This is a genomic window from Leptothoe sp. PORK10 BA2 (genome assembly GCF_034932105.1).
Lineage (GTDB): Bacteria > Cyanobacteriota > Cyanobacteriia > Phormidesmidales > Phormidesmidaceae > Leptothoe.
Genome location: NZ_JAYGIG010000050.1, coordinates 1 through 22,523 on the forward strand (window position 1 = coordinate 1; position 22,523 = coordinate 22,523).

General features: G+C 50.7%; 14 protein-coding genes and 1 rRNA gene. 8 read left to right on the forward strand and 7 right to left on the reverse strand.

What is annotated here, in order from left to right; translation table 11 throughout:
- Nucleotides 1-170: 170 nt before the first annotated feature.
- The 3 genes from VB741_RS11950 to VB741_RS11960 all read left to right on the forward strand — a co-directional run bounded on the left by VB741_RS11950 (nt 171) and on the right by VB741_RS11960 (nt 4,629).
- The gene (locus VB741_RS11950) at nt 171-1,517 is read left to right on the forward strand and encodes a DUF3370 domain-containing protein (RefSeq protein ID WP_323365408.1); all 1,347 of its coding nucleotides are present in this window, start codon (nt 171-173) and stop codon (nt 1,515-1,517) included.
- Between the two features lie 454 nt (nt 1,518-1,971).
- Nucleotides 1,972-3,273, forward strand: coding sequence for a response regulator (locus VB741_RS11955; protein ID WP_323365409.1), 1,302 nt, complete (start codon nt 1,972-1,974; stop codon nt 3,271-3,273).
- Nucleotides 3,274-3,276: 3 nt separating this feature from the next.
- Entirely contained in the window at nt 3,277-4,629 is a 1,353-nt protein-coding gene (locus VB741_RS11960) for an Hpt domain-containing protein (protein ID WP_323365410.1), read from the forward strand.
- Between the two features lie 54 nt (nt 4,630-4,683).
- Here the strand turns inward: VB741_RS11960 and VB741_RS11965 are convergent, their stop codons facing one another.
- The 3 genes from VB741_RS11965 to VB741_RS11975 all read right to left on the reverse strand — a co-directional run bounded on the left by VB741_RS11965 (nt 4,684) and on the right by VB741_RS11975 (nt 8,019).
- The gene (locus VB741_RS11965) at nt 4,684-5,325 is read right to left on the reverse strand and encodes a DUF938 domain-containing protein (RefSeq protein WP_323365411.1); all 642 of its coding nucleotides are present in this window, start codon (nt 5,323-5,325) and stop codon (nt 4,684-4,686) included.
- A gap of 83 nt (nt 5,326-5,408) precedes the next feature.
- Entirely contained in the window at nt 5,409-7,397 is a 1,989-nt protein-coding gene (locus tag VB741_RS11970) for a dynamin family protein (RefSeq protein WP_323365412.1), read from the reverse strand.
- Between the two features lie 37 nt (nt 7,398-7,434).
- Nucleotides 7,435-8,019 carry a hypothetical protein gene (locus VB741_RS11975; protein ID WP_323365413.1) on the reverse strand — a complete coding sequence of 195 codons (585 nt, stop codon included), beginning with the start codon at nt 8,017-8,019 and terminating at the stop codon, nt 7,435-7,437.
- Nucleotides 8,020-8,594: 575 nt separating this feature from the next.
- Here VB741_RS11975 and VB741_RS11980 point away from each other — a divergent pair.
- Nucleotides 8,595-10,241 carry an amidase family protein gene (locus VB741_RS11980; protein WP_323365414.1) on the forward strand — a complete coding sequence of 549 codons (1,647 nt, stop codon included), beginning with the start codon at nt 8,595-8,597 and terminating at the stop codon, nt 10,239-10,241.
- A gap of 45 nt (nt 10,242-10,286) precedes the next feature.
- On the opposite strand, the gene VB741_RS11985 is transcribed toward VB741_RS11980, so the two are convergent.
- A complete protein-coding gene (locus tag VB741_RS11985; protein WP_323365415.1) occupies nt 10,287-11,807 on the reverse strand; it encodes an amidohydrolase family protein in 1,521 nt (506 codons plus the stop codon).
- Nucleotides 11,808-11,999: 192 nt separating this feature from the next.
- Between VB741_RS11985 and VB741_RS11990 the strand changes: the two genes are divergently transcribed.
- A complete protein-coding gene (locus VB741_RS11990; RefSeq protein WP_442786344.1) occupies nt 12,000-12,539 on the forward strand; it encodes a GAF domain-containing protein in 540 nt (179 codons plus the stop codon).
- 180 nt (nt 12,540-12,719) lie between these two features.
- Here the strand turns inward: VB741_RS11990 and VB741_RS11995 are convergent, their stop codons facing one another.
- Nucleotides 12,720-14,891 (reverse strand): protein kinase domain-containing protein, encoded by a 2,172-nt coding sequence (locus VB741_RS11995; protein WP_323365417.1) that lies wholly within the window; start codon nt 14,889-14,891, stop codon nt 12,720-12,722.
- A 643-nt stretch (nt 14,892-15,534) separates the two neighbouring features.
- Between VB741_RS11995 and VB741_RS12000 the strand changes: the two genes are divergently transcribed.
- Entirely contained in the window at nt 15,535-17,001 is a 1,467-nt protein-coding gene (locus VB741_RS12000; protein WP_323365418.1) for an alpha-amylase family protein, read from the forward strand.
- Between the two features lie 263 nt (nt 17,002-17,264).
- Nucleotides 17,265-18,293, forward strand: a complete 1,029-nt coding sequence (locus VB741_RS12005; RefSeq protein WP_323365419.1) for a formamidase — start codon at nt 17,265-17,267, stop codon at nt 18,291-18,293.
- 263 nt (nt 18,294-18,556) lie between these two features.
- Here the strand turns inward: VB741_RS12005 and VB741_RS12010 are convergent, their stop codons facing one another.
- Entirely contained in the window at nt 18,557-20,890 is a 2,334-nt protein-coding gene (locus tag VB741_RS12010; protein ID WP_323365420.1) for an NACHT domain-containing protein, read from the reverse strand.
- A gap of 644 nt (nt 20,891-21,534) precedes the next feature.
- On the opposite strand from VB741_RS12010, the gene VB741_RS12015 reads away from it, so the two are divergent.
- Nucleotides 21,535-21,768 carry a hypothetical protein gene (locus VB741_RS12015; RefSeq protein ID WP_323365421.1) on the forward strand — a complete coding sequence of 78 codons (234 nt, stop codon included), beginning with the start codon at nt 21,535-21,537 and terminating at the stop codon, nt 21,766-21,768.
- A gap of 654 nt (nt 21,769-22,422) precedes the next feature.
- On the opposite strand, the gene rrf is transcribed toward VB741_RS12015, so the two are convergent.
- Nucleotides 22,423-22,523 (reverse strand): 5S ribosomal RNA (rrf, locus tag VB741_RS26345); the annotation flags it as partial.

Sequence of the window (22,523 nt, forward strand, 5' to 3'; positions counted from 1 at the left end):
CAAATCTGAGCCCAAAGTCGCAGCCTAAAACCCAATTGTATCTCTTAGTTAAGATACTCAGGCCAGTCAATAGCTTGAGTACGATTCTGAATGCTTCAAGAACAGATTTTGTCTAAACTCCAGTTGTATGATGCCGCTGATTTGATGGCGTGATTTGATAAGTGAGCCCCATGTTTTTTAGTCCCCTACCCTTGGCCCAAGCCGCCCCCCAACAGATTGTTCGTCCCCAGGAGGTGCGGCCCCTACCAGCCCAATTGGATCGGGTGCCTGTGTTTAATAGCAATAGTCCTGAGCTGGTGGGGGAACCGGGAATTTTGCTGTCTACGTTTCCACCGGCAGGCATGGGAGAGCCGGAGGCCCATTTGAATTTTGCCTTTGAGGGGCGGTTTGATGTGTTTGCCCACCATGTCTATCGGGCGGACGATCCGGAGAATCTTAGATCGATGTATGTGGCAATTTTGGTCCATAATCCGGGGGTTGAGACGGTGACGGTGGATGTGCTGGCTGGGGCTAGCTATTTGAGTCAGCCGGATGCGCCGTTTGTGGCCTTGCCCAGCGTGGTGCCCTTCTCCCCGCGCAATCCGGTATTTGCCGGACCCGGTAGTCGGGTGATGGGGGATCTGATCCAGGACCATCGCCAGGCAACGCTGCCATCGCAGTTGGTGGTGCCCCCTGGGGCCAGTGCCCTATTGCTCAATGCCCCCATTCCCGTGGCTGAGTTTGACCCGCCGATCAATGGACGCTCGACGCTGATGGAGCTGGATAGCAGTGGACCGGTGTATGTGGCCAGCCTGGCGGAGGTAGCCAATGTGGATGGGAATGAGACGGAAATTGCGCCGTCCCTGGCTCAGTGGGAGAGTATTTTGACAAATTCAGGGTTGGCGGGACCGCGCGATCGCATCCCCACCCCCATCACCGAAAATCCAGAACAGGTGATCTATGGCCGGGTGGCCGGGGTGTCCCAGGGAGCCAGCTGGACCGCCACCATTACCGATGATGGCGACGATGATGGCACCGGCCATTTGACGATCCCCGCCCCTGGAGACACCTTTTCCTACGGCATTAGCACCCTCTATGCCGGTCAGCTAGGCACGGGACAAAATCAAAGCGCTCCCATGCTGGTGCGCTACGACGACACCGCCTACCAGGCCCATGGCAACTATGGCGTGGCCTATGACCTCACATTTCCCCTATACAACCCCACCGACCAGCCCCAAACCGTCACCGTCACCCTCGAAACCCCGATCAAAGAAGACCAGCTCTCCACCGAGGGGCTACAGTTTTTCGAAACACCCCCCAACCGCACTTTCTTCCGGGGACCGATCCAGGTTCGATACCGCGACGATAGGGGCCTACCCCGCATTCACAACCTCCATTTGGTGCAACTCCGGGGGCAGCAGGGCGACCCCCTCACCACCGTCACCTTAGCCCCCCAAGAAAAACGCTCCATAGACGTCATTTTGCGCTATCCCCCCGACTCCACACCGCCCCAGGTACTCACCATTCAAACCCAATAGATGGGCCCAATAGATGGGGCTTCAGGCCAAGGGCTTCAGCGGGTACCGACTTAATGCGGGACGTTTTCCCAAGGATAGTATTCAATAGTATTCAGGATTCAGGATTCAAGGCCTTACTGGCTTCTGACTCCTGAATCCTGAATCTTCACCTATCCAGGATTTTCTGGTTTAAGTTGATATCCGTTTCAGCCCTATGCAATATCGGCATGTTTTGATGACTAAACGTATAGCTGGCTCAGACTTTTGTAGCGGACCTTACACTTTATGCCAAGTGAACTGGGGAAGATGCTTGAACGAGCACGCCTTGCGGGTTATGCTCGTAATACAGAACGCGGGTGTATTTAATTCCAATCCTCCATCAGCGGCTGCCTGGTTGGGCTGGTGAGGGTTTGGGCCATTTTTCATTGGCTTTAGTTTTTACTCAACCCACCTCCGTGGCGGGTAGCGCGCGAGCATGTCACATCAATCGATCATTGCTGAGATAGACCATAAAATTCAGCGGGCCAAATCCAGCCTATTCACGGGCGTCCTTGCCATTGGCATCGATCAAGACGTTGAATGGTTTCTATATTTTCTCGTTGGGCAAATTGTTTGGGCCAATGACCGGACCCATTCAAACCGTCGCTGGCAGCGGCAATTTTTTCAGCACTCCTCAGACCTAAATTCCAGAACCCTCAAAAACATTATCCATCGAGCAAAAAATTATCAGGCCGTGGCTCAATTGGTCATGGGCCAGGAATTTAGTCGAGAGAAATTTTCGGCCATTGTCAGGGGTTGCATATCGGAAATTCTGTTTGATATGGTTCACCAGGCAACCTTGGCGTTTCCAGCATCAACTCCCCAGTTAATCTACAAGGCCAGTGCCCGTAACGGAGCTAACTTTCCCTGTGTCGGCCTCCAGCGAAAACCGATTTGGCAACAGGTGCAACAGGACTGGCAAGACTGGCAACAGGCTAATCTAATGGATTATGGCCCGAATTTAGCCCCCACCATTGTGCAGCCTGACATTTTGCAGGAACGCACGTCCCCAACTACATTTCAAGCCTTAACAAAATTGGCCAATGGGAAACAAGCCCTGCGGGACCTGGCCATCAAAACAAACCACCCCCTCATTCCCCTGACCCAGTCGCTGGTGCCCCACATCCGCCGAGATTTGATTAAGTTAGTTCCCGTGGATGACCTGGTGTTGAATGCGAGTTCACCCAATCAGGTCCCGGCCATGACAAACCTTTTTGCTCCTAGTTTCTCGCCAGCTGTCGTGGCCACGGCTCCTGCCCCCCAAAAAGTCAAGGATGGCCTGAAGCCAGGAGCTAGCCTGAAGCAAGGGCCAATCGTGGTCTATGTCGACGATAACCCCGCCGATAGTCAAACCATGGCTAACATTTTCCAAGGGTCAGGCTACCAGTATGTCAACATTGCCGATTCTCTCAAAGCCTTACCTAAGCTCCTAGAGCTAAAACCACAGCTAATTTTTCTCGATCTGGTCATGCCCGTAGTCAACGGTTATGAACTTTGTGCCCAAATTCGGCGGATCTCCGTGCTCAAGAACGTACCCGTGATCATCATGACCAACAACAATGGCATTCCCGATCGAGTGCGGGCCAAAGTTGTTGGGTCCAATGGTTTTCTAGCCAAACCGATCAAGGCAAAACAGGTTTTGAAAGTAGCCATAAAACATTTACAGCCCACCCTCGTAACTACTCCAGTGGCCCCCCCCAGACAGACCCGTTTTCATCGGCTATCGCCCTCGGTTTAGGCCATGATTGCCAAGCAAGTATCCCCCCCAAAGGCCCCCACCTACTTTTTACAAGAAGCCTGGCAAATCCTCCAGCACCTAGACCATGAGCTGCAAACCCTGGGTCAGAACTTTACTATCCAAAAAGTTCATACCTTGATGCGACTGGCCCACACCCTCAAGGGGGCTGCCGCCACCGTTGGGTTAGACGCCATTAAAACCACAACCCAAACCCTAGAAAATACATTTAAGGCACTATGTGTGCCAGAGACCGGCTTAACAGCTGTCATAGAAGGACTGATCTTAGATGGATATGACTGTCTTAAGTTACTAATTTCAGCCCAGTCGGGTAAGTCTGGCATTGATGAACATGATGTCTTAGACCGGATGGCCACTATCGCCACCAAACTGCGAAACCACCTAGGCGATCGGTTTGGTCAGGATAGCTATTTACCCACCTCTGCCCAGTTGGGGGTGGATGTGACGGCATCCATCTTTGAGAGTGGGGTTACCGAGTATTTAGATGAGTTGGAAAATGCCCTGGCCAGTCCGAATCCCGAACCGTTACGGGAGCTACTACACGTCCAGGCGGATGTCTTTATCGGTTTAGCCGAATCCCTCGGTCTACCAGGATTTGGTACCATTGCCCAGGCGACCTTAGCCGCCTTGAAACGCCACCCAGACCAAGTCATCCAAATTGCCCAGATTGCCCTAGAGGACTATCGGGCAGGCCAAACCAAAGTGCTGCTCGGAGACCGCACCGAAGGGGGTGGCCCTAGTGCAGCTCTGCAACAGCTCGGAGAGAATCTTCGCCCCCAGCCAGTCCGCCCGCTCAACAACCTTTGGCAGTGGCTCAATCAGCCCGTTGCTCCGCCCTTGGGAGAAGGAGCATTCACCTCAGTTTCCCAAGCACCTGACGAGCCTCAATCAAAGCCTAAGATCCAGTCTCTGAGTACGGTGTTTGACCAATGCCATCAAGAACTGAATCGGATCATTAGCCAGGACAAGAAATCCGTTCTCGTGGAAATTAGGAACAGTGAGATTCCCGTAGCTCAGCCCGTTGCCCGGAGGCTACAGAAACCCCTGTTTCAGCTGATGCACCATGCTTTTGTCCAGAATATTGAAACTCCCCATATCCGGCGCAGACGGGGTAAGTCGGCCGTGGGTAAAATTCAGTTGGCGGCCAAGCAAGCCAAAGATTTTGTCGTGATTTGTGTTTGGGATAATGGTTGTGGAGCCAATCCATTGGAGATTCATCAGCGGGTGAAGTCTCCCATAGAGAGTCTGCAGGGTACCATCACCGTCGTCCATCGTCCCGGCCAAGGCACCTGTTTTATGCTAAGGATTCCCACCAAGTTTTTGGCTCCTGGCCTTTGATTGACTGCACCCGCAGAGGGGCTTACCTAGATGTATGGGGCCAGATGTATGGGATCAGGACGGTGGCTGTTTATGGAACACTAGGGAAAGATTATTGGCGGGCATTTCAATCACGTCTTTTAAGGCTAACTGATGCGCCTTGGCGGCTTCTTCCACCGCCTCTAAGGCGCGCACACCCCAGTCGGGATTTTGTTCTTTGAGCCAACTGTCAAAGGTAGCATTGCTCGGGGCTGTATGTTGGCCATCGCGTTGGAAGGGGCCGTACAGATACAGCACCCCGTTTTCAGGCAGTATCCGCTCAGCTCCGGCCATGAGCGACTCACAGGCTGCCCAGGGAGCAATGTGAATCATATTGATATTGACGATGGCATCAATGGACCGCTGCCCATCGGTTTCCAGGGGCCAGGGTGCGGCACAGACATCTAGCTCTATGGGGGGCAAGAGGTAGCGGGCATGGGTGGCCTGTTGCCAGGCGGCAATACTTTTGAGCATGGGGGCACTGATGTCACTGGGTAACCAGCGCCGTGGGGCGAGTTTGGGGGCAAAGAAGCTGGCGTGTTCTCCGGTACCGCTGGCGATTTCTAAGACGAGGCCTGGATTGGGTAAAACTCGCTCTAGTATGTTTAGAATGGCTTCGCGGTTTCGTTCGGTGGCGGGGGCGTAGAGGCGTCCGTCGTTGGGTTTGAAGTTGGGCATGGGCTTTTTAGGGCTAGGGCAGCGGGATCTATTAATCCTACGGTGAATGGTGTCCCTCTCGGCTAAAGATGTACCTGGCGGACCTATGGGATAACTTGGGTGTAGAGTTGTTGGATGGCTTGATCTGCTTGCTGAAGCTGGGTTAGGGCGGTTTGCAATTGGTCTAATTCAGACTGGCCTTGGTGTTCTTGGGTTTGTTTTTGCTTGAGCAGGGTTTCTAGATCACTTTTGCGGGCTTTGATGTCGGTGTCTAGACGGTTGATGACGGACTGTTCGTAGTCTCGAAAGTACTGCACGATGGCGGAGTGGATGGGTTGTTGTTGTTCGGCGGCGATGCGGGGTAGATGGGTGCTTAGTTCCTGACGGGCGGCGGTGATTAGGGCTCGGCGAGTCTGGTCGATTTGTAGCGCGCCAATACCCAGGCTGGCGATACCTAGGGTAATGGGTCCGGCGATCGTGCTGATCAGGCTGGAGGCTAATAGACTGGCGCCTACGGCGGCTACTACGTTAATTAGAATGCTTTGAAGGTCGATGCTGGAAAGGATGGCTTTGACTTCTGGGGTGTCCGCTGGCTGGTTGAGGGCATCGATTGCCCATGCGGCCCAGCTGGGTTGGTCGTTGTCTGGGGGTAGGTCCACGGACTGGCCGCTGAGGGTGGTGAGGATTTGCTGGGTGACTTGGTTATAGGAGGTGCCGTAGTGGGCGGCTCGTTCGGACAGGGTGTGGAAGGCGCTGCGGAGGGTGGGTTCCAGGGTGCGGCTCCAGCGCAGGAGCTGGTCGTTGAGGTAGCGTTGGAAGGCGGTTTCGAGGGATTTGTTAAACTGTTGTCGTCCGGCAGGGTTGATCAGATCCAGCAGGGAGAGGTCGGGTTGGTAGGGGGCAAAGTCTTTTTCAAAGGTGTTTTCTAGGTTGAGGATGAAGTCTTTGAAGGCAGTGGTGGTGGCGTTGGCGTTGCGATCGCAACTTTCCCGAATCTCCTGCTGAAACCCATCCCGAATCATCACCAGCTGCTCAAACACCGGAGCTAGCTGCAAAATATTTTGCTTTAACTCAGCCACCGACTGGTCCAGCAACGTTCGCCGTAGTTCTACCTTCTCCGTCAGTTCCGTCAACGTCCGTTGGGACAGGGCCACCACCGGCTGAAATTCTGCCCTGGCCCGTTCATGGGTCAAAAATTGATCGAGGGTGGTGAGAAACTGCGAGAAGCCTGGATCTTGAATCGGTTTATTCGGAGTCTTCATCCGTTGGCGCAATACCTGCAACGCAGAGATGGGAAAGACCCGTTCTTCGTAGTTGTCGCAATAGTCATTCAGGGTGCTATAAAACACCTTGTGAAGACGAGTTTCCGCCTGGGCCAATTCATCAGGATCGTCTGGGTCCAGCAGACTGTCTTTAATGTGGTCCCAAGCATTGAGCAAGAAAAACAGCGACAAACCTTTATTCTGCAAATAGTTACTCAGATAGCGCCGCTCCGCTAGGGTACAGGGCTGGGTGGCCCGCAGCATAAACAAAATGGCGTGACAGTTATGGATATACCCCAAGGAGAGTTTATTTCGGGCCTCCGTATCATTCAGCCCAGGGCTATCGACAATCTCCACCCCATTTTTCAGCAGGTCCAAGGGATATTGAATCACTGCATGGCTAACATGGGCAAAAGGAGTAGCCCCATCGGCCTGGCGAGTTTCCCCTGGGTCGATAGTATAGCGCTGGGTAAAGGTGGGAATATCCAGCTGCTCAGAATTGTTGTCGTTAAAATGGACCGTGACCTGGGGGGTGGGGCCATAGCGTAGAACCGTGAGGATAGCGGTGCAGGGGTTAACGTTACTGGGGAGGAGGGGTTCCCCCAGCAGAGCATTGAGAAAGGTACTTTTACCCCGTTTCATATCCCCCAGTACCATGAGCCGAAACACCCCTTGCCGCAGGCTTTGGCCAGTGGCGGCGAGATCGGCGAGGGGTTGGGTGAGGTCAAAGTTTTTTTGGAGCGGTTGGAGGGTATGGGTAATGACGTCAAGCTCAGTAGCCAGGGCTTGACGGAGATCAGCGATTTGAGAAAGATGTGGTAACAGGGACATAACAAGAGGGTGGAAATGACCCACCAAAAGGGCAATTTCAGCAATGGTTCCAACTTATCCCCTCTCGGGAGGGGTGCCCCCTGGGCGGGGTGGGTTGCGATCGCTGACGCCAGCTGCCGAGACCCACCCCGGAGCCCCGCCTAGGAGGGGAGAGTGGTTGGACAATCGCATAGACCTTAAAGAAAGGACTCCGCTTTGAGAGAAAGAACCTGAGCCCAAACATCCCCTCTCGGGAGGGGTGCCCCCTGGGCGGGGTGGGTTGCGATCGCTGACGCCAGCTGCCGAGACCCACCCCGGAGCCCCTCCCAGGAGGGGAGAGTGGTTGGACAATCGCATAGGCCTTAAAGAAAGGACTCCGCTTTGAGAAAAAGAACCTGAGCCCAAACATCCCCTCTCGGGAGGGGTGCCCTTTGGGCGGGGTGGGTTGCGATTGCTTACGCCAGCTGCCGAGACCCACCCCGGAGCCCCTCCTAGGAGGGGAGAGTGGTTGGACAATCGCATAGACCTTAAAGGAAGTACTCTGCTTTGAGAAAAAGAACCTGAGCCCAAACATCCCCTCTTGGGAGGGGTGCCCCCTGGGCGGGGTGGGTTGCGATCGCTTACGCCAGCTGCCGAGACCCACCCCGGAGCCCTGCTCAGGAGGGGAGAGATGTTCGTTTTTACTGTTAGCTCCTGCACTGGGGGTTAGTCCTTATGCTCCGAATAGGCTATTAGGGATTAAGTCTACACCAGGAGCCAAGCAGGGGTTAAAGCATTTCTGGAAAAATCACCTCAGCTATGGCAACTAAAAACCATGGGCACCACCTATGCTGGCTCGTTCTGCTACCTTACCAATTTCTCCAGGGGAAACCGCTTTGCGTTGCACGGTTTAGATGGCTCACAGTCGTTTACCCTGACATGCCCAATGATGGAAAGAATGTCCTACTCTGATGGGCAAATGTCCCAATACCTGAGAATTCTTGCAACATATGTATACTACATTTCTGTAAGAGAAGATACGTAAAAACACCCAGTAGCTTGCATTTTTTTGAACTAGCTTGCGTTTTTTTGAATTAGCTTTAATATGCAGTTAAGGGACTTTTAACACATTGGTAAAGCATGACTCGGTGAGCTCTAACATAATGGGCTTTGCCATTTTGTGGTGACTTTATAGGCAATGCATTCTAACTAACAAATAAATATGCTAGGAGATATTTAATGCTTCAGCTTCCTAGATCTATAGCTGCCGCTATAGTAGTTCCTGTTGTAGCGCTTTTCCTCGAAACCTCAGCAGCTCAGGCAGCTACGTTCAATCTGATTGAGACAACCATTCCTGATATTCAATTTGCCCTTGATACTGAACTGATCACCTCCGAATATTTAGTGCAGCAGTATCTAAACCGCATTGCAACCTATGATGTTCAAGGCCCTGCTTTAAATACCATTATTCAGCTCAATCCCAAGGCTTTAGAAACTGCCAAAGCCCTTGACTTGGAGCGTAGTCAGTCAGGTTCCCGAGGTCCCCTCCATGGGGTGCCGATCTTACTAAAAGACAACATCGATACGGCGGATCTGCCCACCACCGCAGGGGCGCTGATTTTAGATGGCTCAATCCCTCCAGATGATGCCTTTATTACCCGGCGGTTGCGGGACCAGGGGGCGATTATCCTGGGTAAAACCAACTTGACCGAGTTTGCTAATTTTGTTTCCTTTACGATGCCTAATGGCTTTAGTGCCGTTGGCGGACAAACCTTAAATCCCTATGATCCTGGTGAGTTTGATGTGAGTGGCTCCAGTTCGGGGTCAGCGGCTGCAGTCGCCGCCAATTTAGCCCCCATTGCTATTGGGACAGAAACCTCAGGCTCCATTCTGAGCCCGGCTAGCTTTAACTCCGTGGTGGGCATTAAACCTACGGTGGGGCTGATCAGCCGTGATGGGATTATTCCTATTTCTGAAACCCAAGACACCGCTGGACCGCTCGCTCGCTCAGTGAGAGATGCGGCGATTTTATTGGGAGCCCTCACGGGCATCGATCCGAATGATCCGGCAACAGCGACCAGTGCAGGACAGTTTTTTGAGGATTATACTCAGTTTCTCAATCCAGACGGATTAGAGGGGGCAAGGCTGGGGGTGATTCGGAATCCATTTATTGATGACTTTTTGTTTGACGATGAGTTGCCCCTGGCTGATCAGGCATTTGCCGATCTGAAAACCTTAGGGGCAGAAATCATCGAGGTGGATTTGCCCAACCTGGATGAGCTATTTGCATTAGATTTTACCGTTTTGGACTACGAATTTAATGCGGGAATTGAGGCCTATCTGGGTAGTCTTGGCGAAAATGCCCCAGCGGCCACCCTAGCGGATATTGTTGCCTTTAATGCAGCTAATGCAGATGTGGCTATTCCATTTGGGCAGGAGGTTTTGGAGATTTCCCTAGCAACTGGCGGTGATTTGACCGATCCAATCTATCTGGAGGCATTAGCAAGAGATGTTCGGGTCACCGCCACGGAGGGGGTGGATGTGCTCTTAGAAGAATTTGATTTGGATGCGCTGCTATATTTTGATAGTATTGCTGCCATTTCAGGGGCACAACCCGGCTATCCGAGTATTACGGTGCCTACGGGCTATACGGAGTCAGGTCGCCCCCTGGGTCTGACCTTTCTCAATAGTGCCTTTACCGAGCCGAAGCTGATTGAACTCGCCTATGCCTATGAGCAAGGCACCTTGCTACGGCGCCCTCCGGCTAGTGCGCCTGCGATCGCAGGTGACCAGGTCACTGTCCCCGAGGCTGATGTGGACAAAGCACTCCTGGCAGTGACCCTAGTTGCCCTAGGCTACCGATTGCGGCACCGCAAACATGGCTGATGGTTGGGTCGTGCTTCAATCAGTGGGTCGGATTGGCAGCAGTCTCTAGACGCGTGAGTTAAAGGCGGCATAGGGAGACAGGGGGGGGACATCCCATTGGGCGTACCATCGACTCAAATGGGGGATAACATCGGCTGCTAACGCCCGATATTGGTCTCTGTTGGGAGCTGCTGCCAGTTGTTCGGCTAGGGCCTGACCCACCGCCTTTAGATCAAAGCCAGTGGGCATCCCCGCTTGGAGCACGACCTTACCATTGACCAAAACAGTGTCCACATCCCCTGCCCTCGCCCGCATCAGCAGGACATGGAGGGGATTGGCCTCCGGAGAAACCCAGGGCCAAGTGATGCGATCGCAATTCACCAACACCACATCGGCCCGATACCCAGGGGCTAATTTCCCCAGCTGTTGTGCTTTACCCATGAGCTTGGCACTACCCGCTGTGGCCACTCGAAAAATGTCGCCATAGCTGGGGGCAGCATGGCCAAGCTGGGGAGACCGCTGGAGACGGGTCGCCAATCTCATTTCCGCAAACATGTCATCATCGTCACCGATGGCGGTACCATCCATCCCTAGGCCCACGGTGGCACCACCTGAGATCATGGCCGTCAGGGGAGCCATCCCCGCCCGCAGCCGCAGATTAGAACTGGGGTTATGGCTCACCGCCGCCCCCGTTGCCGCCAAAATTTCAATATCCGCCTCCGTTAACCAAACACCATGGGCTATGGAAAACCGAGGGCTCAAGACACCGAGGTCCTGGAGATGGGCAATGACAGATTTACCATAGAGGCGGGGACCCATTAATTTCTCATAGAAGGACTCCAGGGCATGGGTTTGGATATGGGTGTCCAGCCGTTCCGCCGCATCCGCCATCTGCACCAGCAACTCATCCCCCACCCACTGGGGACCGGGGGGACCAAACCACACCTCTATGTGGGGATGGGTCTGGTATTCCTTGACCAGGGCACCGATCAGGTCCACATGGTCAGTGGGGGTCAGGGGTTGGTGGGATGGCAATAGGGTTTGCAACCGCTGTCTGAGGTCCCCTGGCAAACTCGCTAAAAAGGCCCCATCTTCCCCATGGACCAACACACTTTCATAGCTGATACCGGGGGTTAGGGCCACCCGCATCCCGGATTGCTCATAAGCCTGGAGTCGCCCATGCAGATTCTCCAGGCAATCCCTGGCGGACCCCGCCATGCTGGCCACATCAACAACGCTGGTAACACCACTTTGCAACAGCTGGGCAATGCTCAATAGGGTTTTGAGGTGGGGATCTTGGGCTCGCAAGCCAAGGTTGGCAAACAGCCACAGCTCTAGAAAGTCGTCGTCGATACCCTGGAGAGAATTGGGGACACCATTACTGTGGTGGTGGGCGTTGATCAACCCCGGCATGACGGCAAAGGAGTCGGAGCCCAACACCTCCGCCTGGGGATAGTTGGCCTGTATTACATCCCAAGTGTCCACCTCAAGGATTGTATCGTTCTGGATTGCGATCGCACCCTGGTCCAACGTGGTTTCACCCGTAAAAATCCAACGTCCTCGAATTAGACTAATATCTGGGTTCATCAGCAACACCAATTTTGATTCAAGTATCCGTCATTAGAACAAATTACCGTGAAATTTTCAGTTCTTAAGAATTTATAAATAAATTGGGCTGCAAGACACCCTAGTTCTTAAGACTTTGTAAATGAATGGAGGAGAAATTTCAGAACAGCGGTTACATGGTAGATAGCCCCGGGAAATGCTGCTTGACTTACTATGTCGATTCAATTTGATCCGAACATTCACGCCAGATCGCACAATTCTGAAGTCGGTGCCATGAAATCTATCCTGCAGCGTCTGAGTCAGACAATGCAACGGGATCAGCTTGTGCAGAGCACCACTGACGACCTGCGAAAGGCCCTACAGGTAGACCGGGTAGTGATCTACTACTTTTACAACCAATGGGAAGGCCAGGTCACGTTCGAATCCTTGAGTGATAGAAAGTTTTCCATCTATGGGTCCACCGGACCGGACCAGTGTTTTAACGATGAATATGCAGAACTATATTTAGCGGGTCGGGCCAGGGCGATTGCGGACATTGAGGTCGAATCGATTGAGCCCTGCCACCGTGATTTTTTACGTCACCTCAATGTGCGAGCTAACCTGGTGGTGCCGATTTTGACGACTAAGGGACTCTGGGGATTGTTGGCCGCTCACCATTGCCAGGGCTCTAAAGTATGGTCAGATGCAGATATCAAACGGATGGAGGCAGATGCTTTAGTTCTAGCAACGTCTTCTTCCATTAAAGATAACTAGTTTTAGTTAAGGTTAGGGAATCACGCCACGGAACAGGAAACAACAGCTCCTAATGCATTAACATCGATTAAAAAAGAACAATCCTGTCGGAACAATCGCGAATTGCCACCCGAGCCCTTGCAGTTGAACTGGAATATCAGAGACAGGGGACACTAGGGCACTCATAAGTGGCAGACAATTTTAAAGCTGATCACGCTGCCAAATTTTGATGGCGGAGGTGGCGCGACTGGCAGTAACAATTTGCTCAGACTGTGCAGACTGTGCAGAAGATGACAGGACAACATGGTCAATGAGCATGTCAAATCCTGTTAAAACCTGTTCGACGGCTCCGGTTTCCACATTCCAGATGCGGATAGTTTTGTCGGCGCTGCCGCTGCTGAGGGTACGGCCATCGCGGCTAAAGATCATGTCATTGACATAGCTGGTATGGCCAGACAAGGTGCGGAGCAGCTCACCGGTATTGATCTGCCATTGTCGGATGGTGCCGTCGGCACTGGCACTAAACAAAAAACGACCGTCGGGGCTAATCACCAGGGTGTTGATAAAACTCTCATGCCCCTCCAAGGTTTTTTCCAGCTGGCCCGTGGCCATGCGCCAAAACTTGATGGTGCGATCGCTACCCGCGCTGATAATATGCTGACTATCAGAGGTAACCACTAAGTTGTTGATAGCCCCCTGTTCAGTGGCAAAGGATCGTAACGATTTGCCTGTACTGGCCTGCCAAATATAAATATGGCCATCGGCCCCACCGCTGACCAGTTGCTGTCCGTCAGGAGTTCGCCCCATCGTATTGATCGGGCCATTGTGGGCGGCGGACTTTTGCCAAAGGAGATCCCCACTAGCCACGGTCCAAGCCTGAAGTCCACCGTCGGCATTACCGCTGTAGAGCCGTGTATCGTCGGGGCTGAGTAGGATTGTATTTACATAGCTGGTCTGATTGTCCCAGGTTTTTAGCAGCTTGCCCGAGGTCAAATCCCAGAAACGGATGGTTTTGTCACCCCCAGCACTGACCATGCTCAGACCATCGGCAAACAGGAGCAGGTCGTTGATGGAGACCTCGTGGTCTGGCAAGGTATGCTGAAGCTGGACAGGGACGGGGGGAATAGCCACTGTCGGGGACGGGGGTGGAGAGCTGAAGCGTTTGTAGATTGCGATCGCACCACCACCGACCACTAAGCCCACCATGGCCGCCACGATCCATGGCCATCGCCGCCGCCGTCCAAAGATAGCCGTCTGGGGAATTGTCTGCCAGGACGGAGTGGTAATACCCAGCTGCAAAACCGTTTGCGGGGCAGGCGGAGAGATTTCACTGTCCAGGTTGAAGGTGGTGTCGGTGCGTTTAGTCCCCAGATTGGGTCCCAGGTTTAGCCGTAGGTTTGGCCGTAGGGCAGGATTCTGCGGGGCTGGGGGTTGGGCAACCGGTTGAGCGAAATCCGTTTGAGCGGACAGCTGCTGTAGTCTGGTTAGAATTTCTTGGGCATTGGCGGGACGATCCACCACCCGAGGCGAAATCATCGCGTCGAGTAAATCGGCAAATGCGTTGGAGATTTGGGGCGCATGGGGTCGCCAGACAAAGCGATTTTCCATGGCGTTATACAGCGCTGTATCCGTCGGTGCCTTCGCCGTTAACAAATAGATCAAGGTGCGACCCAGGGAATAAAAATCCGACTGGGGGACCGCCTGCCCCTGCTCCTGCTCGGGGGGAGTATAGCCCGCCGAGCTAATGGCCGTTGCCACTCCACCCTGGCTCACCTGGTTGAGATAGGTCTGGGTAAATTCCCTGGCCGCTCCAAAGTCCACCAGGGCCAGCTGACCACTGGTGCGAATCATGACATTTTCCGGCTTAATATCCCGGTGAAAGTAGTTGTTTTGGTGAATCTGCTGCAAAATCTCCACCAGCTGGGTGAGCCATCCCAGGGCCAGCTGCCCATGGATGGGGTGACGGCCCTGCTGCTTCATCCACTGGGTCAAGTTGACCCCGTCGATTTTCTCCATCACGATGCAGTGCAGCAGGGTACTGGTGGCTGGTGAGGTCAGGGTGAAATAGCCATCTGGGGCCACATAGGGCACCCCCGAATGCTGCAAACGGCTAAGGGTCTCCGCCTCGTGGCGAAACATGGCTAACACCTTGGGAGTATGACTGTGCTCCCGGCGTAGCACCTTAAGAATTTTGGGTAGGTCTCGCTCATAGGCCTCGTACACCATGCCAAAGCCGGTCTGGCTGCTGAGCAATCGCATCACACGATAGCGCCCTTCTAAAACCAGGGTGGTCCCACAGGCTTGACAATCAATCGCTTCCCCATTGCCTGGATGGTCCGGACGGGGACAGTCGGGATTAATGCATAAACTCATCAGACACCCTGAAAAACGGCCTTGGTCTCTTCAGTTACCCCAGAGCCACAAGGAACGTAAACGCACTCTTCCAGCTGGGCGAAGCAAGGGCCGTCATAATCTTGACGCTCAACTCTGATAATGTACCATTCGTGACTGACTTAAATTTAGGGGAAGCCCCCCTAAGCAAGCTTGAATTTGAAGCGTTTATTCATGATAGAAAACCTCACAGTGGAGGTGCCATAGCAGGGTGGGGATGTCGTTGCTGGCCTGTCAGGTCACTAATCAGGTCACTAAATTAAGGGCTTGTTAAAGATTAAGCTCATGATTTTTGGCTAGGGTAATCATATTTAGAAACGTGGTTTAGAGAAACGTGGTTTAGAGAAACGTGGTTTAGAGAAACGTGGTTTAGGAAACGTAGCTTAGACTATTGGTGGGCAGGTTAAAGATGTTGCTTGGGGTTCCCTCCGAGTTCCCCAAACCCCTTGGTTAGGGACGGGACGCCGCCCTCAGACCCAGCGTGTTAGGTTATCCCGAAGGGCATTAAGTTGGGGGTTACGACGGGATCGATTATTTGTGTTCTGGATCAATTTTCGCGAAAATTTAGTCCATCAAGCCCAAGTCATGAATTTGTTTCTTAACGGTCCCTGAGGTCATTAAATTAATGCTACGAAAATTAGGGACTGTTGGCGTCGGTGTAGTATCACTCTTGATTGTCCTGGCATTATCGCTGATGGGGTCGACCCAGACCCTAGCCCAGACGGATGTCATTCTCCATGCCTTTGACTGGAGCTATGCCACTGTAGCAGAACGGGCCGGGGAGATTGCTGAGGCGGGCTATGGGGCCGTGCTAGTAACGCCGCCGCTCAAATCTCCAATCACTCCAAACTGTCCTTGGTACCAGCGCTATCAGCCCCAGGATTTTCGGGTGATTAGCAACTGTGATGGGGACAAGGAGAGTTTTGTGGCCATGGTTGATGCTCTGGCTGGGGTGGGGGTGCTGACCTATGCCGATGTGGTGGTCAACCACATGGCCAATGAGCGCAATGCCTCGACCATGTTTCCTGGGGCAGCGGTGCTGGGTGATTATGCCAGAGAGCCGGACTATTGGGCGCAGCAACGGCTATATGGCGATTTAGATCAGGGTCTATTTAGTGCCCAAGACTTTCATGCTCCCCAATGCATTCGCAACTATGACAACCGCCCCGAGGTAATCCAGGGTCGGATTTGTGGTGGGGGAAATGATCCGGGGCTACCGGACTTGAGGGATACGGTGCCTGGAGAGAACTGGGTGCTAAATCAGCGGCGGCAGTATGTGCAATCCCTCTATGATTTGGGGGTGCGGGGGTTTCGGCTGGATGCGGCTAAACATATGCCCAATGGTGCAATTCGCTACTTCATGCCGGATGAAATTGCCCAGAATGCTCACATATTTGCTGAGATTATTACCACGGGTGGGGTGGGGGACAAGGAATATGATTTATTTTTGGCCCCCTACCTGAGGGAGCTACCGGCAGACTTTGCCGCCTATGATTTTCCCTTGTTACATGCAATTAAACAGGCTTTTAGCATGGGTCAACCCCTGTCGGATATTGCCCAGCCCTATGGGACGGGCAATGCCCTGGCGCATGATCGGTCGGTGACGGTGGTGACCACCCATGATATTCCCTACAACGATGGGTTTCGTTATTTGATTATGGATCCGACGGATGAGGATCTGGCCTATGTCTACATCATGGGTCGGGATGGGGGTACCCCCATGGTGTTTGATGATGGGACAACGGCGGATCCTCCCTTGGGTCGCATAGATGGGGGGCGTTGGCAGGATGTGTGGAATTGCGATCGCATCCGCCGCATGATCCATTTTCACAATCAGATGAAAGGCATCCCCATGGATGTGTTGCACGCTGATGCATGCAGTCTCCTGTGGCGACGGGGGGAAGAGGGCATTGTCGCCATCAACAAATGTGGCGAGCCTCAAGAAATTACAATCAACACAGCATTTAAGTTCAAGTGGCACCACCCTTACCAGGATGTTCTCTCCAATGATCCATCCATTGAAATCAATGGCCCCTCATTTACCTTTCAAGTTCCCGGTCGGAGCGCAAAAATGTGGATGGGTCAGCCATAAAAATCCACAGACTGCCCTTACAGTAGTCCATTAGCTGGATCTGACTCCAACCCGATTCACCATCCTTAACCGTGTCCGCCACATATCACGGGGCCTCTAACATTGCCGTTAAAGACTCTGAATGGTGTGTAATTGACTAAACAGCATCATTAAAATTGCGATCGCTACATTACAAATCCACCGACTTGCAACAAGAAGCACAGTTTCTAAAACAAGTCTCGTTTAAATTTTCAAGCAAAGTCTGCAGAGCAAGGATCAGTTAAATGAGTGGATTAGGCGGTCTGAATAAAACCCCCAATGGTGTTGTACTGGGCATGGTGCAGCTGCAATTGCCCAATGTGGTTACCCCAGACGACCTAGCTGCCCAAACCCAGCGTATTTGCGCCATGGTGGCCAAGGCCCGTCGAAATATGCCCACCATGGACCTGGTGGTTTTTCCAGAATACTCGCTCCATGGCCTGTCGATGGATACCAACCCTGACATCATGTGCAAACTGGATGGGCCAGAAGTCATCGCATTTCGCCAGGCTTGTGTCGACAATCAGATCTGGGGCTGTTTCTCGATTATGGAATACAACCCCAATGGCAATCCCTACAACAGCGGCATCATTATTGACAACAAAGGAGAGTTAAAACTCTACTATCGTAAGCTCCACCCCTGGGTCCCCGTAGAACCTTGGGAGCCAGGGAATATCGGCATTCCCGTGTGTGACGGCCCCAACGGCAGCAAGCTATCCCTGATTATCTGCCACGATGGCATGTTTCCTGAAATGGCCAGGGAATGTGCCTACAAGGGAGCCGAGATCATGATTCGCACCGCCGGGTATACCGCCCCCATTCGCCACAGCTGGCAGATTACCAATCAAACCAATGCTTTTTGCAATCTAATTGTGACCGCATCGGTGTGCATGTGCGGCACCGACGGCACCTTTGACTCCATGGGAGAGGGAATGATTGTCAACTTTGACGGTGAGCCCCTGGTGATGGGCAGCCATCGCCCCGATGAAATTATTACGGCTGAAGTACGACCTGACCTAGTGCGCGAAGCACGGGAGCATTGGTCCGTTGAGAACAATATTTACCAGTTTGGCCACCGGGGATATGTGGCCGTCAAGGGCGGTGCTCAAGATTGTCCCTACACCTACATGAAGGATATGGTAGCCGGAAATTATCGCCTACCCTGGGAAGATAAAGTAGTTTACACCGACGGTACTTCTTGTGGGTTTGAGGCCCCGACCCGTGAGTATAAAGGAGAGGAGCTACCTGCGTCTGCTTTGAAGAATTTGCAATAGACTTTATCTCTGTTTTGAATGCGCCAATAGAATCAAGCAATGCCTTGTCATAGCTAGAATTTATTGGTTAGTTGAGCTCCCTGCATCTAAAGATGACCTCACTAACTGGCTCAGTCTAGGGAGGGAGGTCATGTTCATCAATCGCTACGCGGCGATACTATCGCCCTAGTCAACTGATAGTGAATTACCACCCCTGAGCTTTAAGCACGAATAGCTGAGATACGTAGCTCTTACAGCCTTTTTCGAAAGCTAAAACATGAGTTTTATAAAAGCATTGGTTCATCTTCAAATACTAGGCTTTTAACCAATAGCATCGAATCAATCACCTCATCACGTTGAAGATCATCGAGTCGAGAACGAGTCATACAAGTCGAAAAAAGTTTTGTCACGTTGTAATAGGTGTGAAGTGTATGCTGCTGTTTCTGTGTCAAATCAACAGCACAGGGTAGGTGAAGTTTTTCCATAAATCTAGTAATGCACTCTTTCCAGCCATCACGCCTTTGCTGCCACCATTCATTTGAGCTATCGAATTTGTCTTGTTGTTGACGAATCCTCTCAAGCCAGCCTCTGACAACCTCAGCATTTTGATAATCATATGACAGTAACTGTTCTAGACGGTGAAGGGCATTAACAAAGGCTTGTGGTTTTTCATCACTTTGCTCAAAGCTATGATATATCTTGTAAACGCACTCATGTGTTTGCAAGACAGTGCCATCAATCATGCTGGTTGCGAATTCAAAATCCGGCAAATCAAAATGTCGATATATAGCCCCCGTATTGGTAACATTCCCCGTATCTTTAAGAGCATAGGCAAAATACCAGGCACGGGCATAAATTTCGATATTTGGCTGCTTTGAATCTAATAATTCAGCAGTAGCTTTTGATCTTTTTTCTACCTTTTCTAAAAAGGCGATTAACGTTGGCTCATTGGATATTATTGAATCAATCTTCAACTTAAACTCGCAGAAAAATTGCCATAGCCTTTCATAAGCCAGACATTCGGCAATTAGCCCAATTACAAAATACCAACGGGGTTGCTCCAGGTGCTTATAAACTTCCTGATATCCATTGTTTTCGACTAAATCATAAGCTGTGAAATACTCCTGATAGGTTAAATGGGAAAACGTACAAAAATTATCTGCCCAACGAACTAATAATCCATTAGATTGTTCAATCTCCTGTAATATCTGTCTGCTAGGTATCAGGGTTCTGTTAACCTTATAGGATGTTTCGTAGTAGCTTTGAATTGTTCTTTCTACGTCCTGTGTAGGAAAGATGATTTGACATTTCAGGAAAGAATTACTGCCAATCTTACACAGCATATTTTGTACATCCAACTCACGCAGAGTTTGAAAGACAGGTCCATACCCTTCAATCACAATATCTTTCCGCGTCATCAAATCAATACCTTTGCGGAAAACGTCAAAGCGTTTATGGGGAATATCTGCGTTATGCTCAAAAACAACACATAACAGATCCAATAAGATCGGCCGCTGAGAAAGCTCTCGAATACCCCTATAGGCTTTTGATTGCAGCTTCCTAACCAGCTGAGGAGCTAATGTTTTATCTTTTCCGGGCTGTGCAAACCAATTTTCAATAAATTTTCGGATTTGGCCCCTTTGTAACGGGGCAATAATTGCTTTTTGAAAATCATCAGAAAAGGGGAATTTACGACCCAGGCGAGAGCTAAAAATAAAACGACATTGTGGATAGTCTTGTAATAATCTAGCAATATTGGCTTCCATGCGTTGGCGCGATTCAGATGCTATTTCATCAATACCATCAAAGATAAAAACAGCCTGACCAGAGTCCAGAAGCTCATGTCTTTCAGTCGTAGAACATTTGCACTGATCAAACATTCTGTTGAGACAATCTTGTAAAGTCTCCTCATTTGTGATCGTCGCAAATGACCTCGGACCAATGAAAATAGGAGCAAAGCCCTGTAAAATTTCTCCCTGACAACACTTCAAAGCGATCCATTGAAGACAGGTTGTCTTACCTGACCCAGGGTCGCCGTAAATAAAAATATTACCGTGGTTGTCAATAACCTCTTTAATCTCCCTTTTGTTTCCCCGCAGTAGCTGAACTCCGATGCGGTCAAAATCTTCTTCTGTGAGATTTGAGCTATCTGCAATAACATTAGGATCCGCAATTGGTGGATATTCAGACGGCAGTGCATCTACTTCGATTAAAAAAAGCTCGATAAAATTATGCTTGAGTTTTTGACTAAGTCGCTGGCCACTTAGTTTTCTTTGGCCAGATAGGAGATCAGCCTCAACTTTCTGGCAAATCTTTGTGATACATGTCTCGGCAGCATATTCATGATCTCCCTCTATGCAGGCTTCATACCAATCTTTTCCAAAGAACGCACATACCTTATACACATTATCTGCAAGCCCGCTATGCCCATCCACTGTCAAAATGCGGCGTACCGTATCGTCACTACCAAGGGTGGATTCTTCATAGTCTAAGCCTTCATTGATGGCCTTCCATACCCCTTTGATGTAACCTCTTCGGAATCGGGACTTAGCTTCCTTCAAGAAATGTTCACGATACTTGGTCTTGAGCGTGAGTAACTGATACGGGATGTCATGCATGCGTTTAACTGAAAGCTGAACCTTGGAAACACGATTATTTTTCCTGGAATTATTTTCAGCTTTTAGGACATCTTAAGATGTTAAATACAATACATTTTTATTATGCAATACTCTAAATTGCTTGAGCCTGACATGCAGGACGTAGTCTGCATGTCAGGCTCAAGACCTCTTTCACCGCCAGAAGTATACGAAACTAACCATGGCGAGCACCTAGAAAAACTATGTTAAATTCCTTTTCTAAGTAGTACGCTAACTCATTACTTCTATGAAAATTCATAGAAGTAATAAATTGCCAGTCAAATACGGCAACCTTAAGCAAACTATGCAGTAATCCCTCAATTATTGAAAGAAAATAATATAAATGCTCTCATTACTCTAGGAACGCAGCGACTTTTGATTCAATAACTAGCTGCGAATGGATTTCCATTGATAGAACTGCTTTGCTCAACTAGAGGCTAGTCGAAAAAGATTAGTTGGCTCTTTTTAAGATTGCATAGATGTTAGTCAATACATAGCAAATGTAAAACTGATAAACGCAGAAACCGCACGATCAATTGCACGGTGATTTTCCAGGGTTATTGTATGGCTATGGATGAACGAGCCAACGCTCAGCTTCGCCGAGATGTCATTGTAGAGCCCATATTATGACTAATCAAATTCCATCATTAAGCTACGGCATGCCTAACTGTCCTTCCTGTGAAAGGCAAGGGCTAGTACTAACCGATAAAGAACACGTTGCATGCATTTATTGCGATTATAAACGAGACTTTTCTGTTTCTGTATCACCTAAAAAACCTCAGAAGAAAGTTCCTGATGCCGGGGAGTTTATTTTCTTTCTGATTGTCGGCTTGGTTCTTTTCCTCCTGCTCAACAGTTGAAAATATCTTAAGGGTTGTTAGTGGGCAGAGATCTACCTACTAACAACCCTCTGCATTAAGGCTTTAAGAACAAGGAGAACGACAGAGCACTAGGTTCACAAACTGCTTCTATCGTCGGTAGGCTCAAACAGGTAAGGGTAAAGTCAGCAAAATCAACCACTATTAAGTTTGAATGACTATCCCTATTGTTTCTAGTAGATTTTCCGCTGCTAAGCTAGGAGGATATCTGGGATTAGTCGTAAGAACAACCTTATGAACTAACGAAAATCCTGGTAACTGTTTAACGACTATTGAGTCATTTTCCATCCATACTGATTGACGTGCACCTTGGCCTGTTTGAGACATTCCGAAAAGGCATTAGCATCAAACTGAGTGCACTGATCTGAGTTAAAAATCTCTGTGTAGGAGCTTTTAATCACGACTCAGTCGTTCAGCCCAGCCGCCGTCCCTATACACAAAGGTTATCGTACCCCCATAGATGATACCTGTCCAAATGTTTTTCCTAGAAAAAAGGAAAATTTGAAACCTCTATGCTTTCGTTGGAATAACGAAGTTCCAATGGTTTTAGAGCAACTACTTATGTACATGCACACAAAGCCTAAAAACCACAAAGCGCACCTACCAATGATGGTAGATGCGCTTTGGTGAATAGGACCCTGGCACCGAGCTATTTTCACAAGGGGCAACCCCCTAACTATCTTCACCGCAGATGCGTTTCACAACCGAGTTCGGGATGGATCGGAGTGGGACCACAC